Annotated in this window: 20 protein-coding genes, 5 tRNA genes and 1 other RNA gene; 2 read left to right on the top strand and 24 right to left on the bottom strand. The window is 50.9% G+C overall.

Going from position 1 to position 23,585, the window contains the following annotated elements; genetic code table 11:
* Positions 1-110 precede the first annotated feature (110 nt).
* Entirely contained in the window at positions 111-1,928 is a 1,818-nt protein-coding gene (lepA, locus tag TPCCA_RS02490; RefSeq protein WP_013945149.1) for a translation elongation factor 4, read from the top strand.
* Positions 1,929-2,108: 180 nt separating this feature from the next.
* Here lepA and TPCCA_RS02485 read toward each other — a convergent pair whose 3' ends face one another.
* From TPCCA_RS02485 to TPCCA_RS02455, 7 genes are all read right to left on the bottom strand, one after another.
* Entirely contained in the window at positions 2,109-2,675 is a 567-nt protein-coding gene (locus TPCCA_RS02485) for a redoxin domain-containing protein (RefSeq protein ID WP_010881958.1), read from the bottom strand.
* Between the two features lie 96 nt (positions 2,676-2,771).
* Positions 2,772-4,019, bottom strand: a complete 1,248-nt coding sequence (gene clpX, locus TPCCA_RS02480) for an ATP-dependent Clp protease ATP-binding subunit ClpX (RefSeq protein ID WP_013945148.1) — start codon at positions 4,017-4,019, stop codon at positions 2,772-2,774.
* Positions 4,006-4,605 (bottom strand): ATP-dependent Clp protease proteolytic subunit, encoded by a 600-nt coding sequence (locus tag TPCCA_RS02475; RefSeq protein ID WP_144011665.1) that lies wholly within the window; start codon positions 4,603-4,605, stop codon positions 4,006-4,008. The genes clpX and TPCCA_RS02475 overlap by 14 nt, the downstream gene beginning before the upstream one ends.
* A 4-nt stretch (positions 4,606-4,609) precedes the next feature.
* Positions 4,610-5,938 (bottom strand): trigger factor, encoded by a 1,329-nt coding sequence (gene tig / locus TPCCA_RS02470; protein ID WP_013945146.1) that lies wholly within the window; start codon positions 5,936-5,938, stop codon positions 4,610-4,612.
* 80 nt (positions 5,939-6,018) lie between these two features.
* Positions 6,019-6,090, bottom strand: a tRNA-Gly gene (locus TPCCA_RS02465).
* Positions 6,091-6,100: 10 nt separating this feature from the next.
* Positions 6,101-6,181: transfer RNA gene (locus tag TPCCA_RS02460), tRNA-Leu, on the bottom strand.
* A 59-nt stretch (positions 6,182-6,240) separates the two neighbouring features.
* Positions 6,241-6,313 (bottom strand) — tRNA-Lys (locus TPCCA_RS02455).
* Between the two features lie 359 nt (positions 6,314-6,672).
* Between TPCCA_RS02455 and TPCCA_RS02450 the strand changes: the two genes are divergently transcribed.
* Positions 6,673-8,007, top strand: a complete 1,335-nt coding sequence (locus TPCCA_RS02450; protein ID WP_013945145.1) for a hexokinase family protein — start codon at positions 6,673-6,675, stop codon at positions 8,005-8,007.
* 130 nt (positions 8,008-8,137) lie between these two features.
* On the opposite strand, the gene TPCCA_RS02445 is transcribed toward TPCCA_RS02450, so the two are convergent.
* The 17 genes from TPCCA_RS02445 to TPCCA_RS02370 all read right to left on the bottom strand — a co-directional run bounded on the left by TPCCA_RS02445 (position 8,138) and on the right by TPCCA_RS02370 (position 23,558).
* Positions 8,138-8,701 carry a hypothetical protein gene (locus tag TPCCA_RS02445; protein ID WP_013945144.1) on the bottom strand — a complete coding sequence of 188 codons (564 nt, stop codon included), beginning with the start codon at positions 8,699-8,701 and terminating at the stop codon, positions 8,138-8,140.
* Positions 8,680-9,576 carry an ankyrin repeat domain-containing protein gene (locus tag TPCCA_RS02440; protein WP_013945143.1) on the bottom strand — a complete coding sequence of 299 codons (897 nt, stop codon included), beginning with the start codon at positions 9,574-9,576 and terminating at the stop codon, positions 8,680-8,682. The genes TPCCA_RS02445 and TPCCA_RS02440 overlap by 22 nt, the downstream gene beginning before the upstream one ends.
* A 25-nt stretch (positions 9,577-9,601) precedes the next feature.
* The gene (gene rodA, locus TPCCA_RS02435) at positions 9,602-10,903 is read right to left on the bottom strand and encodes a rod shape-determining protein RodA (protein WP_013945142.1); all 1,302 of its coding nucleotides are present in this window, start codon (positions 10,901-10,903) and stop codon (positions 9,602-9,604) included.
* The gene (gene mrdA / locus TPCCA_RS02430) at positions 10,900-12,774 is read right to left on the bottom strand and encodes a penicillin-binding protein 2 (RefSeq protein ID WP_013945141.1); all 1,875 of its coding nucleotides are present in this window, start codon (positions 12,772-12,774) and stop codon (positions 10,900-10,902) included. Before mrdA ends, rodA begins: the two co-directional genes overlap by 4 nt.
* Entirely contained in the window at positions 12,775-13,281 is a 507-nt protein-coding gene (gene mreD / locus TPCCA_RS02425; protein ID WP_013945140.1) for a rod shape-determining protein MreD, read from the bottom strand.
* Positions 13,278-14,141, bottom strand: a complete 864-nt coding sequence (gene mreC, locus TPCCA_RS02420) for a rod shape-determining protein MreC (protein WP_013945139.1) — start codon at positions 14,139-14,141, stop codon at positions 13,278-13,280. The genes mreD and mreC overlap by 4 nt, the downstream gene beginning before the upstream one ends.
* A 4-nt stretch (positions 14,142-14,145) precedes the next feature.
* Positions 14,146-15,180 (bottom strand): rod shape-determining protein, encoded by a 1,035-nt coding sequence (locus TPCCA_RS02415; RefSeq protein WP_013945138.1) that lies wholly within the window; start codon positions 15,178-15,180, stop codon positions 14,146-14,148.
* Positions 15,181-15,192: 12 nt separating this feature from the next.
* Positions 15,193-16,068, bottom strand: coding sequence for a tetratricopeptide repeat protein (locus TPCCA_RS02410; RefSeq protein WP_083815502.1), 876 nt, complete (start codon positions 16,066-16,068; stop codon positions 15,193-15,195).
* Between the two features lie 80 nt (positions 16,069-16,148).
* Positions 16,149-16,491: RNase P RNA component class A (rnpB, locus tag TPCCA_RS05150), an RNA gene on the bottom strand.
* Positions 16,492-16,511: 20 nt separating this feature from the next.
* A complete protein-coding gene (locus TPCCA_RS02405; protein WP_010881943.1) occupies positions 16,512-17,333 on the bottom strand; it encodes a zinc ribbon domain-containing protein in 822 nt (273 codons plus the stop codon).
* 9 nt (positions 17,334-17,342) lie between these two features.
* Positions 17,343-19,178 (bottom strand): RNA polymerase sigma factor RpoD, encoded by a 1,836-nt coding sequence (rpoD, locus tag TPCCA_RS02400; protein ID WP_013945136.1) that lies wholly within the window; start codon positions 19,176-19,178, stop codon positions 17,343-17,345.
* Positions 19,175-20,992: a DNA primase gene (gene dnaG / locus TPCCA_RS02395; RefSeq protein ID WP_013945135.1), complete on the bottom strand. Its 1,818-nt coding sequence runs from the start codon at positions 20,990-20,992 to the stop codon at positions 19,175-19,177. The genes rpoD and dnaG overlap by 4 nt, the downstream gene beginning before the upstream one ends.
* A 3-nt stretch (positions 20,993-20,995) precedes the next feature.
* On the bottom strand, positions 20,996-22,051 hold the full coding sequence (gene mltG, locus TPCCA_RS02390) for an endolytic transglycosylase MltG (protein ID WP_013945134.1): 1,056 nt from the start codon (positions 22,049-22,051) through the stop codon (positions 20,996-20,998).
* 6 nt (positions 22,052-22,057) lie between these two features.
* Positions 22,058-22,246 carry a hypothetical protein gene (locus TPCCA_RS02385; RefSeq protein ID WP_010881939.1) on the bottom strand — a complete coding sequence of 63 codons (189 nt, stop codon included), beginning with the start codon at positions 22,244-22,246 and terminating at the stop codon, positions 22,058-22,060.
* A complete protein-coding gene (locus TPCCA_RS02380; protein ID WP_013945133.1) occupies positions 22,243-23,211 on the bottom strand; it encodes an MBL fold metallo-hydrolase in 969 nt (322 codons plus the stop codon). Before TPCCA_RS02380 ends, TPCCA_RS02385 begins: the two co-directional genes overlap by 4 nt.
* Positions 23,212-23,392: 181 nt before the next feature.
* Positions 23,393-23,474 (bottom strand) — tRNA-Tyr (locus TPCCA_RS02375).
* A 9-nt stretch (positions 23,475-23,483) separates the two neighbouring features.
* Positions 23,484-23,558: transfer RNA gene (locus TPCCA_RS02370), tRNA-Thr, on the bottom strand.
* Between the last annotated feature and the right edge of the window lie 27 nt (positions 23,559-23,585).

Here is a 23,585-nt window from a genome sequence, read left to right as displayed (position 1 = left end):
ACACGGAAAAAAGTCAGTGGGAAGAGAAGGGGAAAAACGAGGGAACTCCACCACGCCCGAGTAGCCATAACACAAAGAACGTGTAGACTAGCGCACCCTTTTGTACTACCATGCGCGCCATGGCTTGCGTGCGCCGAGTGCGAAATTTCTGTATTGTCGCGCACATTGACCACGGTAAATCCACCCTTGCTGACCGACTCATCGAAAGGACGCGCGCGGTAGAAGAGCGTCTGCAGCGCGCGCAGATGACCGACAACATGGAACTCGAGCGAGAACGAGGTATAACTATTAAAAGCCACGCCGTGTGTATTCCCTACACGGATGCACACGGCACCGAGTATGTGTTGAACTTTGTAGACACGCCGGGACACGCGGATTTTGCATACGAGGTGTCGCGCGCAATTGCTGCCTGTGAGGGAGCGCTCCTGGTGGTAGACGCAACGCAGGGAGTTGAGTCGCAGACGATCTCAAATCTCTACTTAGTTTTAGAGCACGATTTGGAAATTATCCCCGTTATCAATAAGATCGACCTGCCTACTGCAGACGTGCCGCGTGTGCTCCAACAGGTAGAGCACGACCTGGGCTTGGATCCCGCCTCTAGTGTGTTGATTTCTGCAAAAACGGGAGAGAATGTCGACGCGCTCTTTGATGCAATTATCACGCGTATTCCTCCCCCGCGGGGGAGGAATACGACCGCGCTCCAAGCGTTAGTATTTGACTGTCACTATGACCAGTACCGCGGGGTAGTTGTCCACATTCGTGTTTTCGAGGGACAAGTCACAAGTGGCATGGTTATTCGTTTCATGAGCAACGGGGCAGAGTACCGTGTAGAAGAGACGGGTGTCTTTGTATTCAACCTTATTGCACGTGAAGCGCTGTGTGCAGGAGATGTCGGTTACCTGAGTGCAAATGTAAAAACGGTTTCAGATGTACAGGTGGGGGATACCATCACAGACGCGTCCTGCCCATGTGACACGCCGCGTGCTGGATTTAGACGGGTAAAGCCGGTGGTCTTTTCCTCGGTGTATCCGGTGGACACTGATGAGTGTGAGCAACTGCGCGAAGCATTGGAGCGACTTGCCCTCAACGACGCAAGTATTTCCTGGGAACGAGACTCATCCTTAGCGCTGGGGCACGGATTTCGCTGTGGTTTTCTCGGACTGCTTCATCTTGAAGTAGTGCAGCAGCGTTTAGAGCGAGAGTTCAACCAGACAGTCATTTTTACTGCGCCTCAGGTGCAATACTATGTGTTTCTAAAAACGGGACAGCGCATAGTGTGTGACAACCCAGCCCATTATCCTTTGGAGCAGGAGATTGCACAGGTGCATGAACCCTACATCCGTGCAACTATCATTACGTCGACAGAGGTGCTCGGTGCTGTCATGACGCTCTGTATTGAAAAGCGCGCGTACCAAACAGCGGTGAACTATTTAGATCAGAAGCGGGTGGAACTGGTATACGAGATGCCCCTTGCGGAAATTCTCTTTGGGTTTTACGATAGGCTCAAGAGTACTAGCCACGGCTATGCGTCTTTTGACTATGAGCTTATAGAGTCGAAGCTCACAGATCTGGTGAAGGTTGACATCCTTATTAATGGGAAGCCGGTAGACGCGCTTGCGCAGTTGTGCTATCGACCGCATGCCCGCAGAAGGGCGCAGGCGGTGTGTGCTCGCCTGAAAGAGGAGATTTCCCGTCAGCAGTTCAAGATTGCAATCCAAGGCTCAATCGGCGGGCGGATTATCTCGCGCGAGACGGTTAGTCCGTTCCGCAAAGATGTACTTGCTAAATGCTACGGAGGTGACATCACACGTAAGCGAAAGTTGCTGGAGAAACAGAAGGAAGGGAAAAAGCGAATGAAGATGGTGGGGGATGTGGAGATCCCGCAGGCTGCCTTCCTGTCGGTGCTGAAAGAGGCTTCCGACGCCTAAGGGTTTCGGCGCTGTTTTTTCGAGTCCTCTCCATCTTGCAGGGGGATGTTACAAAAGCGATGGTCCGTCATGTTGCGGTATAGGCTTAGGTATCTGGATAAGTAGACAGAACACACATTATACGCAGCAAAAACAGAAAAAGAACGGGTGGGGAGGGCGACGCACGCCCTCCGGGTTGCACTAAATCTTACCGATTAAATCAATACCAGGCTTCAACGTCTTTGCTCCAGGCTTCCAACGAGCAGGACAAACCTGATCCCCATGCTTAGCCACAAACTGCGCTGACTGAACTTTGCGCAAAAGCTCATCCGCATCGCGCCCAATACCCATGTCGTGTACCTCGAAAGCTTTCACAAGGCCTTCAGGATCGACCACGAACGTACCCCGCAGCGCATGCCAAGTGTCTGGCAACAACACTCCAAAGAAACCCGCAAGCTTTCCCGCCTTGTCAGAAATCATCTCGTAGGGCAGATTCTTTATCGTGTCTGTCGCATCCGCCCATGCCTTGTGCACGTACTCACTGTCCGTAGAAACCGAATATACCTTACAACCAATCTCCACAAAAGACGGATATACGCGCGCGAGATCCGCAAGCTCAGTAGGGCACACAAAGGTGAAGTCGGCCGGGTAAAACATAAACACCGCCCAGCTACCCTTAATGGATGCGTTAGAGACCTCCGTAAACTTCCCCCCGACATACGCAGGAAGCTTAAAGTCTATAACCCTCTTGCCTATGAGACTCTCCATAGCAACCTCCCAAACGTTCGCACTCTAGCGCAAACTATAGGAAACAAACGGGGAAAAGTAAAGTCTTTCACACGTATCCCCCGGGTCACCACACCATCACGCAGTACGTTCAGAAACAAGGCGAACGCTGGCTTTTTCCTCTTGTGTAACTACCTTCTTCGTAATGCATAGCTCCTTTTTCCCTTTCAGAGACGGTGCCTCAAACATAGCATCAAGCATTAACCTTTCCACAATAGAGCGCAAACCCCGCGCCCCCGTTTTTTGATCAATTGCCTGCTGAGCTATTGCGTCCAAAGCGTCCTCATCAAAGACAAGACGCACGTCATCCAACGCGAATAACGCTTCAAACTGACGGACAATAGCATTTCGCGGTCGTACCAAGATATTGCGCAGATCCTCTTTAGAAAGAGCATCCAAGGCGACCGTCACCGGCAGACGGCCAATAATCTCTGGGATTAATCCAAATTTCACCAAATCATCCGGAATGACGTCCTCGTGCATCAGTTGCAGACCTCGCTCCTTTACCGTTTTTACATCTGCTCCAAAGCCAACCGGATTCTTACATACTCTCGTACCGACAATACCATCTAACCCAACGAACGCACCACCACAGATGAACAAAATGTTCGATGTATCCACCCTGAGCATGTCTTGGTTTGGATGCTTGCGACCCCCCTGCGGAGGCACCGATGCTATCGTTCCCTCAATTATTTTCAAAAGCGCCTGCTGAACCCCTTCACCCGACACATCACGCGTAATAGACACGTTCTCGCTCTTACGCGAAATCTTATCGATTTCATCAATGAAGATAATCCCCCGTTCTGCGAGGGCAACATCTCCGTTCGCATTCTGAACGAGCTTTAATAAGATATTCTCTACGTCCTCACCCACATAACCGGCCTCGGTGAGCGTAGTAGCATCTGCTATCGCAAAGGGGACCTTCATTTTCTGAGAAAGTGTCTTAGCCAACAGCGTTTTGCCTGAACCTGTCGGCCCAATAAGCAGCACGTTAGATTTTTCAATCAATACCGAATCGATATCCAAAGACCTACCTGCCACCCGTTTGTAGTGGTTGTACACCGCAACCGATAGCACCCGCTTGGCCAAATCCTGCCCAATAACGTACTGATCAAGGTAAGCTTTCAACTCTAAAGGAGTTGGAATCTCCTCTTTGGTCATGAGCGCAAGTGCCGACGGCTTGCGATCACGCAAGTATTCTGCACACCGCTCCACACAATAATTGCAAATAGAAACCCCATGACCGGTCACAATCCGGCGTCGCTCATCTTCTTTTTTTCCACAGAAAGAGCAGTCCAATACCAGATCTCCCTTAGACCTGAGCATGCTTTCTCCTCTTCATTACCGTATCTACGATACCATACGAACACGCCTGCTCCGCGGAAAGGAAGAAATCTCGCTCCATATCCTCCCGCACTTGCTCCTCTGACTGCCCAGTGTGCAACGCGAAATACGCAATCGTCAGCGTCTTCAGGCGCAGGATCTCCTGCGCCTGGATGCACACATCACTTGCCTGCCCCTGTACGCCACCCCACGGTTGATGGATCATCACTCGAGAAGACGGAAGCGCAAAACGCTTGCCAGGCGCACCTCCTGCCAGTAACACTGCTGCCATACTCGAAGCCTGTCCTAAGCAAATGGTCTGCACCTCAGGGCAAATGTGCTGCATCGTATCGTACACTGCAAGCCCTGCAGTAACCGCCCCGCCAGGACTATTAATGTACAGGCTGATATCCTTATCTGGATTCTGAGACTCTAGAAAAAGTAACTGCGCCACAACTAAATCCGCCACCGCGTCAGTGATCTCCCCGTCTACGAAAATAATACGGTCCTTCAACAAGCGGGAAAAAATGTCATAGCTCCGCTCTCCACCACCCGACTGTTCAATCACGTAGGGAACCAGATTATACATACGTTCACGCACGGGACTGCTCCTGAAGAAAGTCAGTCAAAGACTGCTCCGGCCCACACTCAGTCACACATCGTCCGAGCAATTTCTGGCACAGCTTCCGTTCTCGTATTCCTTCACACAGCGCACGCTGTTTTTCCTCCCCTGCATAATACTCGCGTACCCGCTCCTCTTTGGAACCTGTTTTGGACGCAATGCGTACGTATTCCGTCTCAATTTCCTCAGCAGAAACAGACACCTGCTCCTGCTTAAGAAGGAGCTCAACAATCACACGCTGCTTCAGGTGCTCTTCCACCTCCGGACGCCACTGCTGAAAAAACTGCAGCTTATTCTGCGGGGTGCCCGACAGGCTCACCCCAAACTGACGCATCACCAACGCCCAACGAGACTCCATCTCCCCCACAACCAAAGATTCCGGCAGAGAAAAAGGATTCTCCCGCACCAATATACGCAACAGCTGCCGCCTCTTATACTCGTGCAGCGCTGCCTCCAACGCTTCCGCGAGGTTTTGCCGCACACTCCGCGTCAGATCGTCAAGTGTGCGAAAAGCATCGCTCACATCTTGCGCAAGCTCATCATCAAGACTCGGCAACTGACGCTGCTTGAGCGCCTTAAGCGTTACCCTCACCTGAGCGGCTTCGTCCTTCAGCATACCGGCCCTTTTAGCAAAGAGACACCGCTGTCCTAATTTCATACCCAATATATCTTGCCCAAGCGCAAAGGGACCTTCCTCCACCCCAAGCGTAAAGACAACGCCGGCGCGCTCAGTACCCGGACGAACGGCACCTGAATCGTCAACCTCGTGATAATCGACGGTGGCAATGTCCCCTACCTCTGCACACGAATCTGCACCCTTATCAGTAACCAGCGCATTGCGCTCCTGAATACGCGTTAACTCTCGAGAGACGTCCTCTTCTGTGACCGACACAGTGGGCACGGACAGCGAAAAGCCCGATGTGTTGCGTAGTTCAACGGAAGGAAATACGTCGTATATGACAGCAAAAGAGAAATCCTCGTCAGGATCGAACACTGGCTTTTTCTTAAGCGAAGGACGGGAGATAGGAAGAGGCTGACTGTCCTGCGACGCCTGGGCAAACCCCTCCTCCAGAGCTTTTTCCATGAGGGACGCCGCTGCATCTTGCCGAATAGCACTTCCATACTTCCGCTCAAGCACTGCAAGAGGAACTTTCCCCTTGCGGAAACCAGGAAGCCGCGCACGCTCAAGATATTCCTCAACAAAACGCTGATAATGCCGCTGCGCATCCTCGCGTGCGACGACCACCTCTAGCTCAACCTGAGATTGTGCAAGCGCGGTGAATTTTTTTTGAAGTTCCACAAGCCCAGATCCTTAGGAAGAAATACCTACGTCCGCAACGCCTCGCACGGTCCAAGCAGGATGCAGCAAAGCGCTGAAAAAGCGGGAAACGGGGATCGAACCCGCGACTTCCACCTTGGCAAGGTGGCGCTCTACCACTGAGCTATTCCCGCACAGGCGCCCTGCGAGAGGAGGGACTTGAACCCTCATGCCAGAGGCACTAGATCCTAAGTCTAGCGTGTCTGCCGATTCCACCACTCTCGCACGGAAGAGATGCGGCAAGCAAAAACTCGCCCAACAGGATGCAGACACCCAACCGCCCCTGAGCCATGCAGGCTTCGAACCTGCGACCCACAGATTAAGAGTCTGTTGCTCTACCAACTGAGCTAATGGCCCGTCCTCCGACACCCTCCCCCCAGGATCACATATCATGCAAAAAGGATCAAGATGAATCGTATCGTCGCGTCCCACGCACCTCCTCTTTTCGCTCAACATTTCCTTCAATCAGTCCAAACCTCTAGGAAGATATCCAAGTCGCCGAACACAACAGGGGCGTAGCAGGGGATTGACTGTGCAGTCACTGGGTCCGCCGGGTTCACCCTACAAGGAACACTCCGTTTGCCGTACTCGTTCCGCATAGGCCCTGTCTTTAGATATAAACTCCCTGCCCCATACGCCGACACCCCTTTTTTGCAGGAACGGTTTCCTAAACGAGCTATCCGTGCTACCCTGGCAGCCGACCAGGGAGGGCGCGTATGGATCAGCATACACGTACACGCGATCTTGTTTCTGCATTTTTTGGGCGCTTTCACTTTGATGTCCAGGGACCTTCCGTCCGCACGGTTGTCGACGTGTTGCGCGCAGATATGGTGCGCGGCTTAGAGGAAGAGGCGCAGCTTCCTCCCCGTATGGGGAGTGCACTTGCGATGATTCCCACTTGGGTGGCGCCCCCCCGTGTATCCCCCTGCAACCGACGCGTGATAGTTATCGACGCTGGAGGAACCAACTTTCGCTCGTGCCTCGTACGCTTCGGCGACAGTGGCACACCTCACATCGAGAATTTAGAAAAACGTCCCATGCCCGGTACCACCCGTGAGTACTCAAGGACAGAGTTTTTTGGAGAAATTGCAGACAACCTGGCACGTCTGAAAGGTGCAGCGGACTGCATTGGCTTTTGTTTCTCTTACCCTATTCGTATCAGACCTGACGGTGACGGTGAGGTTATTCAGTTTGCGAAGGAAATCAAAGCTGCTGAGGTCATCGGCACGTGTGTCGGTGCTGCTTTGACAGAAGCGCTAAGTGCTCGGAACTGGCCTGAACTCCGTTCTCTCAAAATGCTCAATGACGCAACGAGTGCGCTGCTTGCAGGTTTTTTTGCGGCACCAGAGGGGTGTTCGTTCAGTTCATACGTAGGTTTTATTCTTGGCACTGGAATGAATTCTGCGTATCTGGAGCCAGACCCTATTCCTAAAATTCCTGCGCATCACACACCTCAGGTGGTAGTGTGCGAATCGGGAAAAAGCAACAAAGTACCGCGCAGTGTCTTTGACGAATTATTCACTCAAACTACTGCCGAGCCGGATATTGCACACCTAGAGAAGATGTCCTCGGGCACCTACCTCGGTCCCCTTGCTTCCGTTGTCGTGCGGCTTGCGGCACAAGAAGGTCTTTTCTCACACGCAGTACACGCTGCACTCAGTACGGTTTCCTTTACACTCGTGGATATGGATCGTTTTTTATTTGCTCCCTCTGTGTCCACCACCACGTTGGGCGCGTTGCTCGCACCGGGCACCGACACAGACCGAGAGATTCTCTTTCTTTTGCTCGATGCGGTAGTTGCACGTGCAGCACGCATCGCTGCGGGAGTAATCGCCGCCTCAGTATTAAAAAGCGGTGCTGGGTATGATCCGCTTCGTCCCGTGTGCGTGCTCGCAGAAGGCACCACGTTCCAACGCACCTACCGCCTACGCACCCGGGTTACTTCCCACCTGCAAGCCTTTTTGACTGAGGAGCGCGGTGTGTATTTCGATATCATTTCACTTGAAAACGCCGTAACGCTCGGCTCTGCACTCGGAGGACTCAGTTCGTAGGCATATGCCTAAACGGACTGATGATCCTGTGAGAGATAGCGCCGTGCAGTGCTTCCTGTCATCTTCTCGTCGGCCGCGTGTGGCTGAGCGGCCGTGCTCGCCTTCTGGTGCGAACGCGCTCTCCCTGTCTCTAGGGGAGTAACTTCCACGCCGAGTGTATCTTCTCAATCTTGTACACGAGTAGTGCCTTCCCTCCATGGTTCATGATTACATCCACTCGGGTCGGGCTCTCGAAGACAATGGAGTCCACCCGCACGTTTTGCCGCGACGGCACGAACACGTGTATAAAATAATCGCGTAGGTGCCGCAAACGAACACCCTTCTTTGGCAGGGCGTCCGAGCTCTGCTGCAATATGTCAGGCATTGAGTACGTGCGCCGATATGCGTCGGAAAGATGCACAAGCCACTTGTGATAGTCACGTTCGGCAGTGATACGATTCAAATGCGCCACCACATCTTGCAATTCTGCCTTTGTACGCTCATAGTCTGAGCGCGTGATGCGCACGGTGCCGAAGGTGGCGACAACGCCCGCACGCTCCTGCGGACTGTGAACATTCACCTTTCCATCGTTCTGCACCCACTTCTGGACGCGGGGCTGTGTGCATGAAACACTGCCCCACAATACACTTCCGATTAAGTAGCATACTTTTCCTCTTGCAAATGCGCTCCTCACTACACGCCCACCAGCGTACACAGAGTAGGATCGTTGAAGAGCTTTGCGTACCCCTGTGCCGACAAGCCCAACTTATCCTCCAGGTACGGATTTGCACCATGATCCATCAATAGCCGAATTAATACATGATCTTTCCTACCCACTGCCAACACCAGCGCCGTTTGACCATTTGAACCTCGCACGTTTGGATCCGCTCCTGCATGCAAGAGCAGACGCGCAACAGTTCGGTTCCCAATTTGAGCTGCTTCCATCAGCGCAGAATACGCGCGATCGTCAGATAACTGATCTACTGGCGCACCGCGCGCAATAAGTTGCGCTGCCATCTCATCCTGACCCTCCCGCACTGCCAAAGACAACACAGGCGTACCGCGTGCGTCTTTTAACGCAGCGCTAAATCCTGCATCCAAAAAGAGATTGACAATATCAATATTCCCATCCACGACTGTCGCGATGAAATTTTCTTCAAAACATGGATAACCGCGCTCTAACAGCGCAGTGCGTGCGACACGCTTCTTCTTCTGCCTTACAAATCTCTCGTGCTCGACACGAAAGAAATCCTCAAACGTCTCCTCCTCAAGTAAAAAGACCAAGTCGCGAAATACATGGATATCCCTGACCTCCGTTGTTGTAGCCAAGAGCAGCACGTGCATACCACGCCCACAAGCAACTCCAGAAAAGAAAATAAAAGCCGGATCGCGCATGGGCTCATGCGCGTACAAAAAAAACACATGCGTTGCATCCTGTACCAACGCCAAAGGCGTACTGCACGGTGATGTGTCGTTCCACACCTGCTCAATCGCATGCGGTGTTACCGCGCATCCTTGTGCACAAAGCACCTCGCATATCGCAGCAACTGAATGCGCTCTTCCTTGATCATAAAAGAGAACCACCTTCATACCAAATGTCCTTTCCTTACTCTATTTACAACTGCCTTGCATTGATACTCATCAAGAGTCCCGTTGCAATCATCGCGGTCCACAGAGACGATCCACCATACGAAAGGAGCAACAGAGGAATACCCGTAATGGGCATGATTCCCATGGTCATGCCCACGTTAACTACAAAGTGAAAAAGGAACATACCCAACACACCGCTTGCGATGAGCTTACCGTACAAATCATCAACGTGACCCATGATGGAAAGCGTATGCAGAAAGAACAACAGATACAAACCAAACACTATCACCCCGCCAACAAAACCCCACTCTTCAGAAAGAATGCTGAAGATAAAATCAGTACTCTGCTGCGGTAAAAATCGATAATGGCTCTGCGGTCCTCTCAAGTACCCCATTCCAAACGCACCGCCACTGCCAATAGCGATCATTGACTGGATAATGTGCCATCCCGCTTTGAGTGGATCTACCTCGGGATTGAGAAAAATGATCAGGCGCATCATCTGATACGGTTTTAAAACCCGAACTCCCAGCAGCGATGCGCCATAAGAAATACTCACCATTCCCAAAGCGTAAGTAATCCAGTAGTAGTATTTTCTCCCAGAGAGCAGGTACCCTACCACCGCTACCGCAGACGTAGCGCTGAGAGAAAAAAACACAAACAGCGACAGCATACGCGAATCTGCAATGCGCGTAGCCACCCCCTGGTATTGCAAAAAGGTTTGCTCCCAAAGGGGCAACAGTGTAAAGAGCAAAGTCAGGAGGACCACACAAACCACCGCGAAAATCAAACGGAGAGGAAATCCTGCAATAAAACACATAACGAGAAAAATCGGCAGGTACACGGATGCAGTGCCGAGATCCGGCTGAGACAATATGAGCGCCATGGGCAGCAAGGTAATCACCCCCGCTTTCGCAAAGCGCTTAAGCATAGGCTCACTCTGAGAATAAACAAGATAGTGCGCTAAGTATAATATGTACGCGATCTTTGCAAACTCAGAAATCTGAATGCCGAATTCTCCCACACCGATCCAGCTTTTTGCACCATTTACATACCGCCCAAACAACCGCGTGTATATCAGCAGCAATATAAAACCTGCAAAAATAAGCGTTGTTCTATCCTTGAACCTGTGGTAGTCGTACATGCTCACAGAAAGCATGAGCACCACACCCATGACGGCCCACACTATTTGTTTTAGGTATTCTCTGGAAATAACGTGTCCCTCTGAATTTACCCCGGAAGAATAGATGAACAAGATACCAATGCTGGTCAACGCCAGCATGGTCAGAAGCAATAGGTAGTCAAAATCACTGACACCGCGAATCCTCATTCCTGCCGACTCCTTGCCGGCACCCCAAGGGAAATGCCGTACGACTTGAGCGACTCAACTGCTTGCTCATAATCCTCATTCGCAAAAATACCCTGAAAAATGATATTGGTCGCAAACGGCGCCCACCATTCCCATTCGTTTCTTGCCTCTACCAGTACCACAACGACCACCGCTTCATCCGGGGGGCGATCATAAGGCCCATACGCTGCCATCCACGAATGCCACCGATTGTGAAAACCTACTTCTGCAGTACCAGTTTTCCCTGCCAGGGACACGGTCTTATTTTTCATTGCATACTGGGAGGAGCCACGCGTGACAACCGAATGCATATCTGCGCGCACGTGCTCGAATATCTCTGCAGGAATTTTTGCTGTCTTTAATACCTCAGGTTTATGCCTAAATAGCACTTCGTTAGTACGAGAGTCCTGAATTTCCTTGAGTAAATGGGGTCGATAAATGACGCCATTGTTAACGGTCATCGCGACCATGTTTGCCACCTGCAGAGGCGAAACAAGCATGTAACCCTGCCCGATAGCGAGATTCATAGTGTCTCCATCCAACCATTTTTCATGAAACCGACGTTCTTTCCATTTCGGTGTTGGAACCATACCCTCTGTTTGACTGGGTAAATCGATGCGCGCCGATTTGCCAAATCCAAAATCGTTGATGTACGAAATCATGCGGTCGATGCCAAGATAGTCTCGACAGACTGTCCAGTAATAAATATCACACGACTGCTCAAGCGCACGACGGAGATCTACCTTGCCGTGCCCAGGCTTTCTGATATGACAGCGAAATAAGCGATTGCCATACTCGATCTCTCCTGGACAGTCCACCGTCTTTTCATGGGGGAATGCTTTCTCTGCCAAAATAGCGGTTGACATGACAATCTTGAACGTCGACGCAGGCGGGTAACTTGCATTCACAACACGGTTAAGCAGAGGGAACCGTGTATCATGTGAAAGCTGCGCATACAGTTCGTGGGCGTTATGCTGAGTGAAAATGTTTTGGTCAAAGTACGGATAAGATACCATAGCAAGTACTTCTCCCGTTGTCGGTTTCAGTACCACTGCCGCTCCGATACGAGGACCGAGCGCGTCTTCTGCAAGTTTTTGTATACGCCGATCGATGGTGAGCACGAGGTTATTACCCATGCGAGGAGGGTTAGTAACCGAAGTGTTTTCTATGTATCGCCCACGGGCATCGACGGTCCGGTACTCGTGTCCTTCTTTCCCTCTCAGGACCTCGTCGTATTCTTTTTCAATTCCAGCCTTTCCAATGAGACTGTTGGGCCTGTACCCTTTACTGTAAAATCGTTTGAGCTCTTCTTTTGTAATCTCCCCCACATATCCGATAACGTGAGCGAATGATCCTGTTTCAACGTAATTTCGCACTGGTTTTGAATACCAAGAAACGCCCGGCAGTTCATCAATTATTTGGGCGATAGCAGTGATGTCCTCGTAACTCACGTTACTGCGCAACTCCACCGTTTGAAATGAACGGCGGACCGCATCAGGAATTTTCTTTCGAATATCCGAAATAGGTACGCGCAGAATATGCGACAATTTGTTGAGCACCGTATCGAACTGCTCAGGCGGAACCTCTCCGGGGATCATATCAACTGCAAACGAATTGACATTCAGCACCATGGGCAGATCCGCGTGGCGATCAAAAATCTCCCCCCGTTGTGCAGGAATTACTTTACTACGCTGAGATATGTTCAGCGATTTTTTTTTGAACGAATCCCCCCGCACGATTTGAATGACAAACAGCTGCCGCATGTACAACAGCATAACCAGCACGACGAGCCAGGTGAAAACCTTTATCCTAAAAAGCATATGACGATCAGGAAGGAGAGAAAAGTAACGCATCTACGAAGAAAACCTCTTATAAAGAAAAGTGGTCGGAAACATATTCAAAAGCCCGAATACAAAGGGGACAAACACAATATTCAACGTCATTTCTATCCAAAGCTGCCGTGAAAACACGCTATACACTTGGATATTTGGACCAAACACTCCTCGCAATACCAACACCAATCCCACCTTGAAAATCATTGCAAAGCCTGCCAGTATCGCGGGGGCGAATACTCTATCGATATGATATCTTCCCTGCACCTTTCCTACCATGAAGCCTATAGTGGTGAAAACGAACGAATGCAAACCAAAGGGAGAGATAGAAAGGAAGTCAAAAATAATTCCTGCAATAAATCCAGTCCATATCCCTGCCACCACGCCATTGTGAATGCTCGTGAACAGTACTACGAGCAAGACGAGATCTGGCATAATGGATAAGTACGAAACGTGCACGAACACTGCCATCTCTACAATGCTAAAAAGAAAAGAGGTACCTACAGACCAGGCGATGAGCCGTATCATCCGTGCGGTCCTTCTTGGGACAAGGACAAGTCGAGGATAAAAACGTATTCCAAACGGGAAAGGTCTAAAACGGGGTCAAGAGAAAGTTCAAGAGAAGTTTCATGGTCGTGGAGTTTAATGTCCCGCACCTTCCCGACGGGTACATCTTTCGGGAAAGGATAATTTTCCCCCGAAGTTACCACGAGGTCGCCGACACGAATACTTCCCTGTCCGTGCTTCTTCACATAACGCATTAGAAGGGGAAAGTCGCTACCCCCCTGTCCGCTAATCAATCCCCGATACTGAGCACGCTCAAGTTTTCCGGCAACATAGAATTGGTAGTGATAAAGCGGCACTATCATACTCGTGGTACGCGAAACCTGCACCACTTTTCCAACCAACCCCAATGTATCACTTTGAAATGCAACAACAGGCATATTCTTGCGCACCCCGTGCCGCGCACCCCTGCTAACAACAATACCGGAGTACAAATTGTCGGGGTCAAAACCTATAATCTCTGCAGGAATGTTGCGCGTTGAAAGCTCGCGGGAAAACCCAAGCATGGCGCGTAGCCTTTGATTTTCCTTTCTCAAACTTTCGCGTGATCCTTGCAAGAATTCGTAGTCTTTCAGTTGTTCGCGCAAGACCTCGTACCGCCTTTGCACCTCTGAGAGGGTTTTCAACGTCTTGACCGTATGAGTAACAAAAAAAGAAACCGAAGCTGCAGCCTTCTCCACGCGGGAGGTAACGGAGAACCCCACATCCCTAAAGCTTACAATCAGCTCCCCTCCTGAGAAGACCAAGAGACCTGAGGAAACAAGCAAAAACACGATAAAGGTGAATAGATCAGAGTCTATTCTAAAAAAAAAAGCCTTTTCCACCTAATCATGAATTCAGTCCCGCATACAGACTACGATCCCCTGAAATATCCTTGTAGACTTCGTGGTACCTTCCTGCGCCGATAGCAACACAGTTCATGGGATTCTCTGCAAGGATAACCGGCACATGCGTTTCCTTAGAAATAAGTTTAGGGAGACCTTTGAGGAGAGAGCCTCCGCCTGTCATGACGATTCCCCGTTCGACGATATCCGCAGCCAACTCAGGAGGCGTTTGAGCAAGCGTCCGCTTAATTTCTTCCACTATCTGCGTGATAGGCTCTTTGAGCGCCTCACGTACTTCAACAGAATCTATCTCAAGCCTGCGAGGAAGACCGGTGATGGCGTCGGTTCCCTTGACCTCCACCTTTTCAATATTCTTTTCCGGAGAAGCATTCCCTATTTCAATTTTCAAACGCTCTGCAGTCTGCTCCCCAATAATCAAATTGTGAACGGATCGCACGTGCTTGATAATGGCCTGATCAAACTCATCGCCCCCAACACGAATTGCATTCGTGACCACCATACCCAAGAGCGAGATAACCGACACCTCCGTGGTACCCCCCCCGATATCACACACCATGTTCCCTGCCGGTTCTTCTATGGGAATATTAGCGCCAATGGCTGCAGCAAGTGACTCCTCAAGTACCTCCACCTCCCCAGCCCCGGCCTTACTAGCACTCTCGTGCACTGCTCTGCACTCCACATCCGTGATACAACTGGGAATCCCGATGACCATCCGCGGTTTAATGAGCCTGTGGCGCGGCAAAATTTTAGAAATAAAGTAACGAATCATCTTCTCGGTAGTATCCATGTCCGCGATCACGCCGTCTTTCAACGGCCGTATCGCAACGATATTTCCCGGAGTTTTCCACAACATGCGCTTCGCGTCCGAGCCTACCGCAACTACTGACTTCGTTCCCCGCTCAACTGCCACCACAGACGGCTCATTGACGACAATCCCTCTTCCTTCCACATAGATAATGGTGTTACACGTGCCTAGATCGATACCCACGTCAGCAGAAAATCGTCTGAAAAAAAACATGGCACCTCCAAGCTATTTCAGGTTCAGCTTCACGCGTGTTGGCTCGTGCAGTGGATTCAGCCTCAGGGCACGCCGCCACTCCGCCCGCGCCCTTACCAAATCCGAACCCATCTCATACAGAACCCCGCGATGATAGTGGGCCTCCGCAGAGCGCTCATCCTTTTGCAAAACCACATCCAGCTCTCGCTCAGCCTCTGCAAGGTTGCGCTCAGACAAATACAGCGCAGCAAGCCTATTCCTGCACTTTAGCTCAAGCAAAATATCCTTTGTTTTCCCGATGGTATCATACAGATACAGCTTCGCCTTCGAAAAATCAGAAAGTTTTTCATAACACTCTGCCAGCGCGTAGAGCACAAGATCAGAGGGCTGTGCAGCGAGAGCCTGCGTGAACGACTCAACCGCCTTTTGCATATCTCCGAGCAAAGAGGCAGACATGCCACGAAACTCCGCCAAATCCGCAGCCCTGAACCCTGTGTTATAGGCAAGATCCAGGTACTTCACCGCCAAGTCAGCGTAGTAATACCCACGCTGGTAGTAGGCTTTGCCAAGGACATAAGAAACGTTGGGAACTTCTGCAGGGCGCACCACATGCAACGCGCGGCGCAAAGACACAATAGCACTATTGAGGTAGTCGTAACTGACAGAAAGGTCAGTCTGCTCTGAAAAGATATAGTAGGCAGCAAACCCATGCAGCGCAAGCATCTCAGCGTCGAGCACCCGCCTCTGGAGAATTTCAGTCGCCTTATCGTACACCGCTTTGTAATTACCATTCTTCCAGTCCTCATACACGCTGCGCGCGCTCGGCAACCCACGGTAGTACCGACGGTAACGCCACGCACCAACCCCCACGCCCACTACCAGGGCGAAAAAGACCGAAAAGAGGAACACGGAATTAGGCAGTTTCCTCCGCCCCGGGAAGAAACTCCGGTGCCCGCTCCGCCTTAGTAGAAATTCCATCGATACTCTAAAAAAACAGAGAACTGGTAAGCCGGATTCTGTCAAGGATAATCATCTGTCTCACTTTATATATCGCTATATAAATTTATGCAATCAACCCGCAAAACAGGATCGGAATATCCTTTGCTGCTCGATCTTGCTCCTGATGAGGCTTGCCGTGCCGTTTTGTCGCCAAAACGCGGTGAGCTCTTACCTCGCCCTTTCACCCTTACCCAAAGGCGGTATATTTTCTGTGGCGCTTGCTGTCAGCGGCACTGCAGAGAGCCGCTGCCTAGTAATTAACTAGCATCATTTCCGAAGGAGTCCGGACTTTCCTCTGCGAGAAACCCGCAGCGACTATCTGCAGTTCTCTGTCACCCCGTTTACCAACCTCTCTATATCTCTTCCCGGTCACCTCCCCCAAATCCTCCAGATTCTTCTGGATAGACAAGGTCCGACAGACTGCCCAGGTCCTCTTCATCAAAGAAGGTCATCTCAGGCTCATCTGTCTCCTCATAGTAAAGAATCCGACTGCAATAGGGGCAGTACACGATACTGTTCCCTTCACGTACGCCGGTTGAAAACTGCGCGGGCAAAATCATGTGGCACCCTGCACACACGTTCCCCCGCACGGGTACGATACCCACGCCCTGCTTACTTTTGATAATACGCTCAAACTTAAAGAGTACATCCCGGTCAAGATCTGGAGAAAGACGCCGCTCTTCCTCCTGTAAACGCAACACCTGCTCCCTTTTACCACGCACCTCTGCGTCGACGCGAGCCTTGTTCTCCGTAAGCTCCCTCTCCTGCTGCACAATGTCTTCTTGATCAAGCTTAATTTCTTCTGCCAAACGCTTATAAGCTACATCCGAGCGCGCTACCTCGGAGCGCAATGCAACCTCCTGCCGCTTCGCCTCCTGAATCTCCCTATCGAGCGCATCGTACTCCCGCTGCGTGCTAATGTTGTCCATCGCAACTTCCGCATCCTCACGCCGCTTCTCTGCCTTGCACAACTCGGTGGTCAGACGGGCAACTTCTTCGCGCACAGATTCGTACTCGACATTCTTTTCAATAAAACTTTCTTTACAACGCGTTAGCAACTCTTCCTGAGCGACTAAGAACTTCGGCGCCTCTGCAATCTCGGTTTCCAAGCGATTCTTCTGCGCAAGCACCACCTGCAGTGCCCGTAAGTTCTCGAAAACATTTGCAGGAACCATAACATACCCCTAACTGTCAAGGAAATCCTTCAATCTTCTGCTGTGTCGTGGATGACGCAAACGCTTAAGGGCCTTCGCCTCTATCTGCCGAATACGCTCACGCGTCACATCAAAGTACAAACCGACCTCTTCCAACGTTTGAGAGTAGTCTCCATCGAGACCAAAACGCATTCTCAAAACTTCGTGCTCCCTCGCAGGAAGAGCGGAGAGGATAGATCGCACTTCCTCTTTAAGCAAGACTCTTTCTGTAACTCGAGAGGGATTTTCCACGTCAGCGTCAGGGACAAAGTCACCCAAGGAAGAGTCCTCCTCCTCTCCGATTGGAGTTTCAAGAGAGATAGGCTCGCGCGCAACACTTTTTACCTGCTTAACTTTTTCAACTGTCCAACAGAGCTGCTGTGCAATTTCTTCATCAGAAGGCTCACGCCCAAACTTTTGCAACAACTGCCGAGACTCACGCGTCACTTTATTTATCTGCTCTATCATGTGTACCGGAACCCGAATGGTGCGCGCCTGATCAGAAATAGAACGGGTAATTGCCTGGCGAATCCACCACGTCGCATACGTGGAAAATTTATATCCCTTGCGATATTCAAACTTTTCTACCGCCTTAATCAGCCCAATATTGCCCTCTTGCACGAGATCAAAAAAAAGCAATCCACGGTTTGTGTACTTCTTTGCAATCGACACAACTAAACGCAGATTAGCATTAATGAGCTTATCCTTTGCCTTCTTGAGCATGACATGACCCCGATGAATTGCCCGCGCCATGGATAAAATACCGTCGATGGTATTTTCAAAGTCATACTCGATGCGTCGCAGCCTGCGTGTCACTTTTTGAATCTGTGTATAGATCTCTTGAATACAATCTGCAGACATACCAAGCGTCTCTTCCAACTTTGCACGCTGACGGGGCACGGCCAGACCACGCCCAATCTTGCGCATGTCACACAGGTCAGCAATCATAAGTTGCTTTTCGTGGCGATCTTTACGCCGCTTGTATTCCCGTATTTTTCGCGCGGTGTCCAAAAATTTTCGAGAAAAGCGATCTATCTCCTCTAATTGCAAGTCCACCTTTTGTAAACAGGAAAGCAACTTGTCGCGCTGCTTACACACTTCTTCATCACTACTCAAAACCGTCACCGGCTCCCCACGCTCATCCAGCCGCTTTTTCATTGCCATATAATGACGCATTTCAGGATACAAGGAGCGAAGCACCTCTCCGTACGCCTGTTTCAGACGCCGGCGATCGGCCATCTCCTCGCTGATTTCCTTTCTCGTACGTCCGCTTTCTGCAGGATCCAAAACCGCAAGAGCTTTTTTAGAAAGACTGCGCCCAATGTGATAAAACTCAGGAAGAAGGAGCCCAGACTGGGTAATAATGTCCTTTATGATGCCTTCGCCCTCTTCCATCCGCTTTGAAAGCATGACCTCTTGCTCCGCAGTGAGCAACTTTTCTTGGCCGATATCACGCAGATAGAGTTTCACCGGATCGTCAAGTGCAATATTCCGCGCGTTTGACAGCAAGTTCTGCCGTGCCCCACGGCTACTGTCGCACAGCTTATCACGCACGCGCTCAGTTGAAAGGGGGAACGACCCATCGCCATCGTCCGCGGCAGGTCCTTTCAGCCCTGCAAAGACTTCGTCTTCTAGCTCCTCCTCTTCAGAGGAGAAGACCTTTATATTCTCCTGCTCAAGCATATCAAGCACATCATGTAGCAGCTCTTCTGTCTCAACGCCATCGTGCGCGAGTATGTTCTCGACCTCATCATGCGTTATAGCCTTCTTCTCCCTCGCATATTCTAACAGGCGCATCACCGCAGGAGTACGTGACAGCTCCATCATTTCCTCACCCCTTTCAACCTTTCTAACTCCTCATCAACCCGCTGCTTTTCCATCATAAGCTCCTGCATAGACCCGCACTCCTCACCCGAAGATGCATCCCCAAATCGACGCAGCCGCCCTACGAGCGATTCTCGCTCCTTCAGCAGTCTATTACGACGCACGAGCGCAACACCGTCACGCACAATCTGCGGCGCATTGCAAGAGAACTCACCACAGACAATTGCCTCGCTCACGAGTTTCCTTAACTCGTCGGTTGTACAACACGAAAGAACATGCGGACTTGCACGCGTGTCTGCACGATAACACTCCTCTAGGATTATGAATAACTCTTTTGCCATGGGATCTTCAAAGTCATCTGCACACACACTCTCCCGCAAGAGCTCAAATAACTCAGGATTTGCTACCACCGCTAGTACCAAACGCAGCTGCGCAGTGCGTACTCCTGTAGCAGGCTCCTTCACCTGTATCGCTGTTCCCTGTACAGACAGAACACTATTCCCTGTTGTCCCTTTCTGCGTGGTACGGGACACATAACGCAGGTAATCTGCGTGCACCGCCTGTATGCGAATGCCAAACGCCATCGCAATATCCTGCATGACTTGCTCACGCTGAATGGCAGAGTCCAAGACACTCAGATAAGGGAATAAAAAGGACACCGCACGTGATGTGTCATCTGCACCAAGGTGACTGTGCTCATGGCGCGCACACCGTATCAAATACTGCGCGTCAGTAGTGCTCCGTTCTACGCTTTTTCTCAAAGCGTCCTCTCCTTCTATACACGCACATTCTGCAGGATCAGTACCTCCATTCAATTCTACTATCCGTACCTCAAAACCCAAGGAACGACACAACAAAATCGCCTTGTACGTTGCCGCTCTGCCTGCTCCGTCGGCATCAAAACACATATATATTCGATCGACAAACGAACGCACCAAACGTGCCTGGCTTTTCGTCAGCAATGCGCCTAAAGGCGCAACAGCATACGTCAACTGCGCCTGATGAAACGCGATAACATCCATGTATCCTTCACATATAAGCGCCGCGCGCGTCTTTCTCATCTGAGAAAGAGCACAGTGAAACGCAAACAAGTGCTCACCCTTTTTATACTGTGGCATATCTGCCGTGTTCAAATACTTTGCAGGTGCAGCCCCCAAGGCGCGCGCTCCGAATGCGATAACCTGACCGTAGCGGTCGGCAATCGGATACATGATCCGATCTGAAAAAACGGCGATACGCTCGCTTTTTTTTGCAAACAACCCAGAACGGGCCAGAAACTCGGGGGAGTATCCCTTGTGCCTTAAAAATTGAAACAACCATACCGGATCCGGCGGAGCGTACCCGAGCTTAAAGGTGCGTATTGAATCATCCGTTACCTTGCGCGAGGCTAGGTACGCGCGCGCACGCGCTCCTTGCGCGGTGTGCATAAGTACGTGATGGAACGTCTCTGCAATGCGCTGATACACTTCACACAGCTGCATTGTAAAGGAAGCATGAGCAGAAGGAGCGTGCACCCCGTCCTCAAAGGACATCTCGATTCCTGCACGCTTTGCAAGACGCACTGCCGCTTCGTGGAAATCTATTTTCTCGATTTCCATAAAAAACTTAATAGTGGATCCACCAACCCCACACCCAAAGCAATAGTACATCTTTTTATCCGGCACCACATGGAACGAAGGCGTACGCTCATGATGAAATGGACAGCGACCCCACCAGTCATCCCCACGCCGCTCCAGATGCGTGTAATTTCCCACCAGCGAAACCAAATCCACACGATCAGCAATCGCATCAATAACGTGCGCAGAAATCCGAGCCACTGCCTACATTCCCGTATTTTTCTTTAGCAGCATGAGCCCAGCTTGATCATGCTCGTCCAACGTCTTGGTGAACGTGTGCGTGCCCGCCTGCGGATCGGTGAGCCTAAAATAGAAAAAGTCATGCACTTCAGGATGCAGCGCAGCATTCAACGCGGTGAGCCCAGGATTTGAGATAGGAGCTGGGGGCAGCCCAGCACATTTGTACGTATTAAATGGACTGTCTATTTCAAGGTCTTTAAAGAACAAGCGCTCGGGGTGCGCTTTCCCCTCAATTTCAGTAATGACATATTCGACTGTCGCGCAAGATTGCAGTCCCATGTTCACCTTCATCCGGTTATAAAAAACACCTGCGATGCGTGCTGCCTCAGAAGCCACGCGGTACTCGCGTTCCACGATTGAAGCGAGTATGACGGTTTTAAACCGCGCAACCGGATCACCAGGAAACGACGGCAACTGGCTAGTCTTGGCCAGAAAGTTTTCGATCATGGTTCCCACCACATTGGCCGCGCGTTCCTGGTAACTAAAAAAATACGTATCAGGATAGAGAAAACCCTCCACTGAAGGAGCAGGGATCTTATAGCGCGTTCGCAATGCAGCGCTCGTGCAAGCTTCCACAAACGCCGCTGCACTTACCACTGTAGCGTCTTGCAACAGTACAGCAATTTTCTTTACCGTCAGTCCCTCGGGGACGGTGACCTTAATAAAGCGTTGTTGTTCGACATCGTCGAGCATAGTTAAAATGCGCACCGCACTCATTGCAGGAGAAACTGCGTAGCTACCCGCCTTAAAATTAAGCGCGCGCGCGAACACGTACAACCGCGCAGCCCACTCGGATCGAATAAGCCGTGCGTTCCTCAGTTCGTGAATGACCTTCCGCGCGCCCACACCGGACTGCACAGTGAACATATGCTCCTTTTTCACAAAAGGACGCACCGGGGCAAGGCCAACTAAAAGACACAGACACAGCAGACAAAGAACACCCGCACAGAACAAACTGCCCCAGAGAACAATGCGCCTCAGCCGAACGCTGGGAGTAAAAGAAAAGGTCCGGATACTCACGACTGCCTAGCGCTCTGCACTACCGAAAAAATCCTCAGCCTCCTCAACCGTCATATGGCGACAAACAGTGCGATCGACAAACAGCGCAAGACGGCGCAGCGCCGGCGCCAATGTCTGCCCACACCGACGAAACAGAAGCGCGAGTTCCTTGATTTCTTCACCGCTAAAGCTATACATGCGCTCCTCCTCACTCATACAAAGATATCCTTTCCTTCCTGTGCGAGAAGTATTTCAAGATCGTGCGCACCAACGTACTTGCGATACCAGCAGGCATTCTGCAAAATGCTAAACAACTTTTTATCATCATACGTAGGTTCATGGTGGAACAGTGCCAGTCTTCTCACCCCCCAACTTACTGCAAAATCAACCACTATAGAGAACGTGGAGTGGCCCCACCCTTCTTTTTTGATGGATTCAGTCATGGTGTACTGCGAATCAATTATGAGCAGACTTGCGGCATCGTAAAAGCAGACATTACGCTCACTTCTATCAAAATCCTTCTGCCGTAACTCGGTGTCGGTAGAAAAAATCACCTTCTTCCCACCAGCCTCGCTCACCGCATACGATACACATCCGCCTGGATGACGCACCCGGTTCCAAGTTATCTTCGTCTTCCCAATAGTAAAGCACTCCTCATGGTTACCTATCAGGCGAAATTCAAACTTTGCGTTAAAACCGTCGCGTCCAAACATAGATATTGGAAAGTAAGGATACCTCATCTGATCTTCAAGGAATTCCTTCATTTTCTTGCGAGTGCTATAGACGATAATGGTATTACGAGGATCAAAGGCAGGATTGAAAAAGGGTAGTCCCTGGATGTGATCCCAATGAAAATGCGTAAACAGGAGGTGATATACATGCCCCTGCGCCCTGTAGCCTGGACGGCTCATAAGATCAATACCCAGATCACGAATGCCCGTCCCCGCGTCAAAGATGAGGGTTTCCCCGCAATCAGTCTCCATCTCCACGCACGTAGTATTCCCACCCGTAGTCCCAAAGAGCCAGGCAGGCAGGTCAGAAATAAAACGCTCCTTGGATCTCTGATTCCTGACATCCTTTGCACTTATGCGCTGAACGACAGCCGCTATCTTTGACTGGACCTGTCGAGGTGTCACAGGAGTAGGCACAGACCCCCGCACCCCCCAGAAGTGCACACGCACACCCCCCCCTCCGCCACTGAAATCCTTCCGCACCGCGCGCACGCGCGCGAAAAGAACATCCTGCACTCAAGAAAGTGACAAGAGGCACAGCAGCTAGCAAAAACGCCTGGAACGAAACGCCAGGAAAAGACAAGTCAGACACTACCCAAAAGATCACCCAAAAGCAAACGGAAGACGAAAGTGGGGAGTCAAGGATTCGAACCTTGGAAGACAACGCCAACAGATTTACAGTCTGCTCCCTTTGACCACTCGGGAAACTCCCCAGACGAACAAGCCAACTTAGGGATTCGAACCCTAGACCTCGAGATTACAAATCACGCGCTCTAGACCGACTGAGCTAAGTTGGCGATGACTACGCGCCCCGGACTGTACGC

Source organism: Treponema paraluiscuniculi Cuniculi A (assembly GCF_000217655.1).
GTDB lineage: Bacteria > Spirochaetota > Spirochaetia > Treponematales > Treponemataceae > Treponema > Treponema pallidum.
The sequence above is the reverse complement of the archived record's forward strand: the minus strand, read 5'-3'. Positions and strand labels throughout refer to the sequence as shown.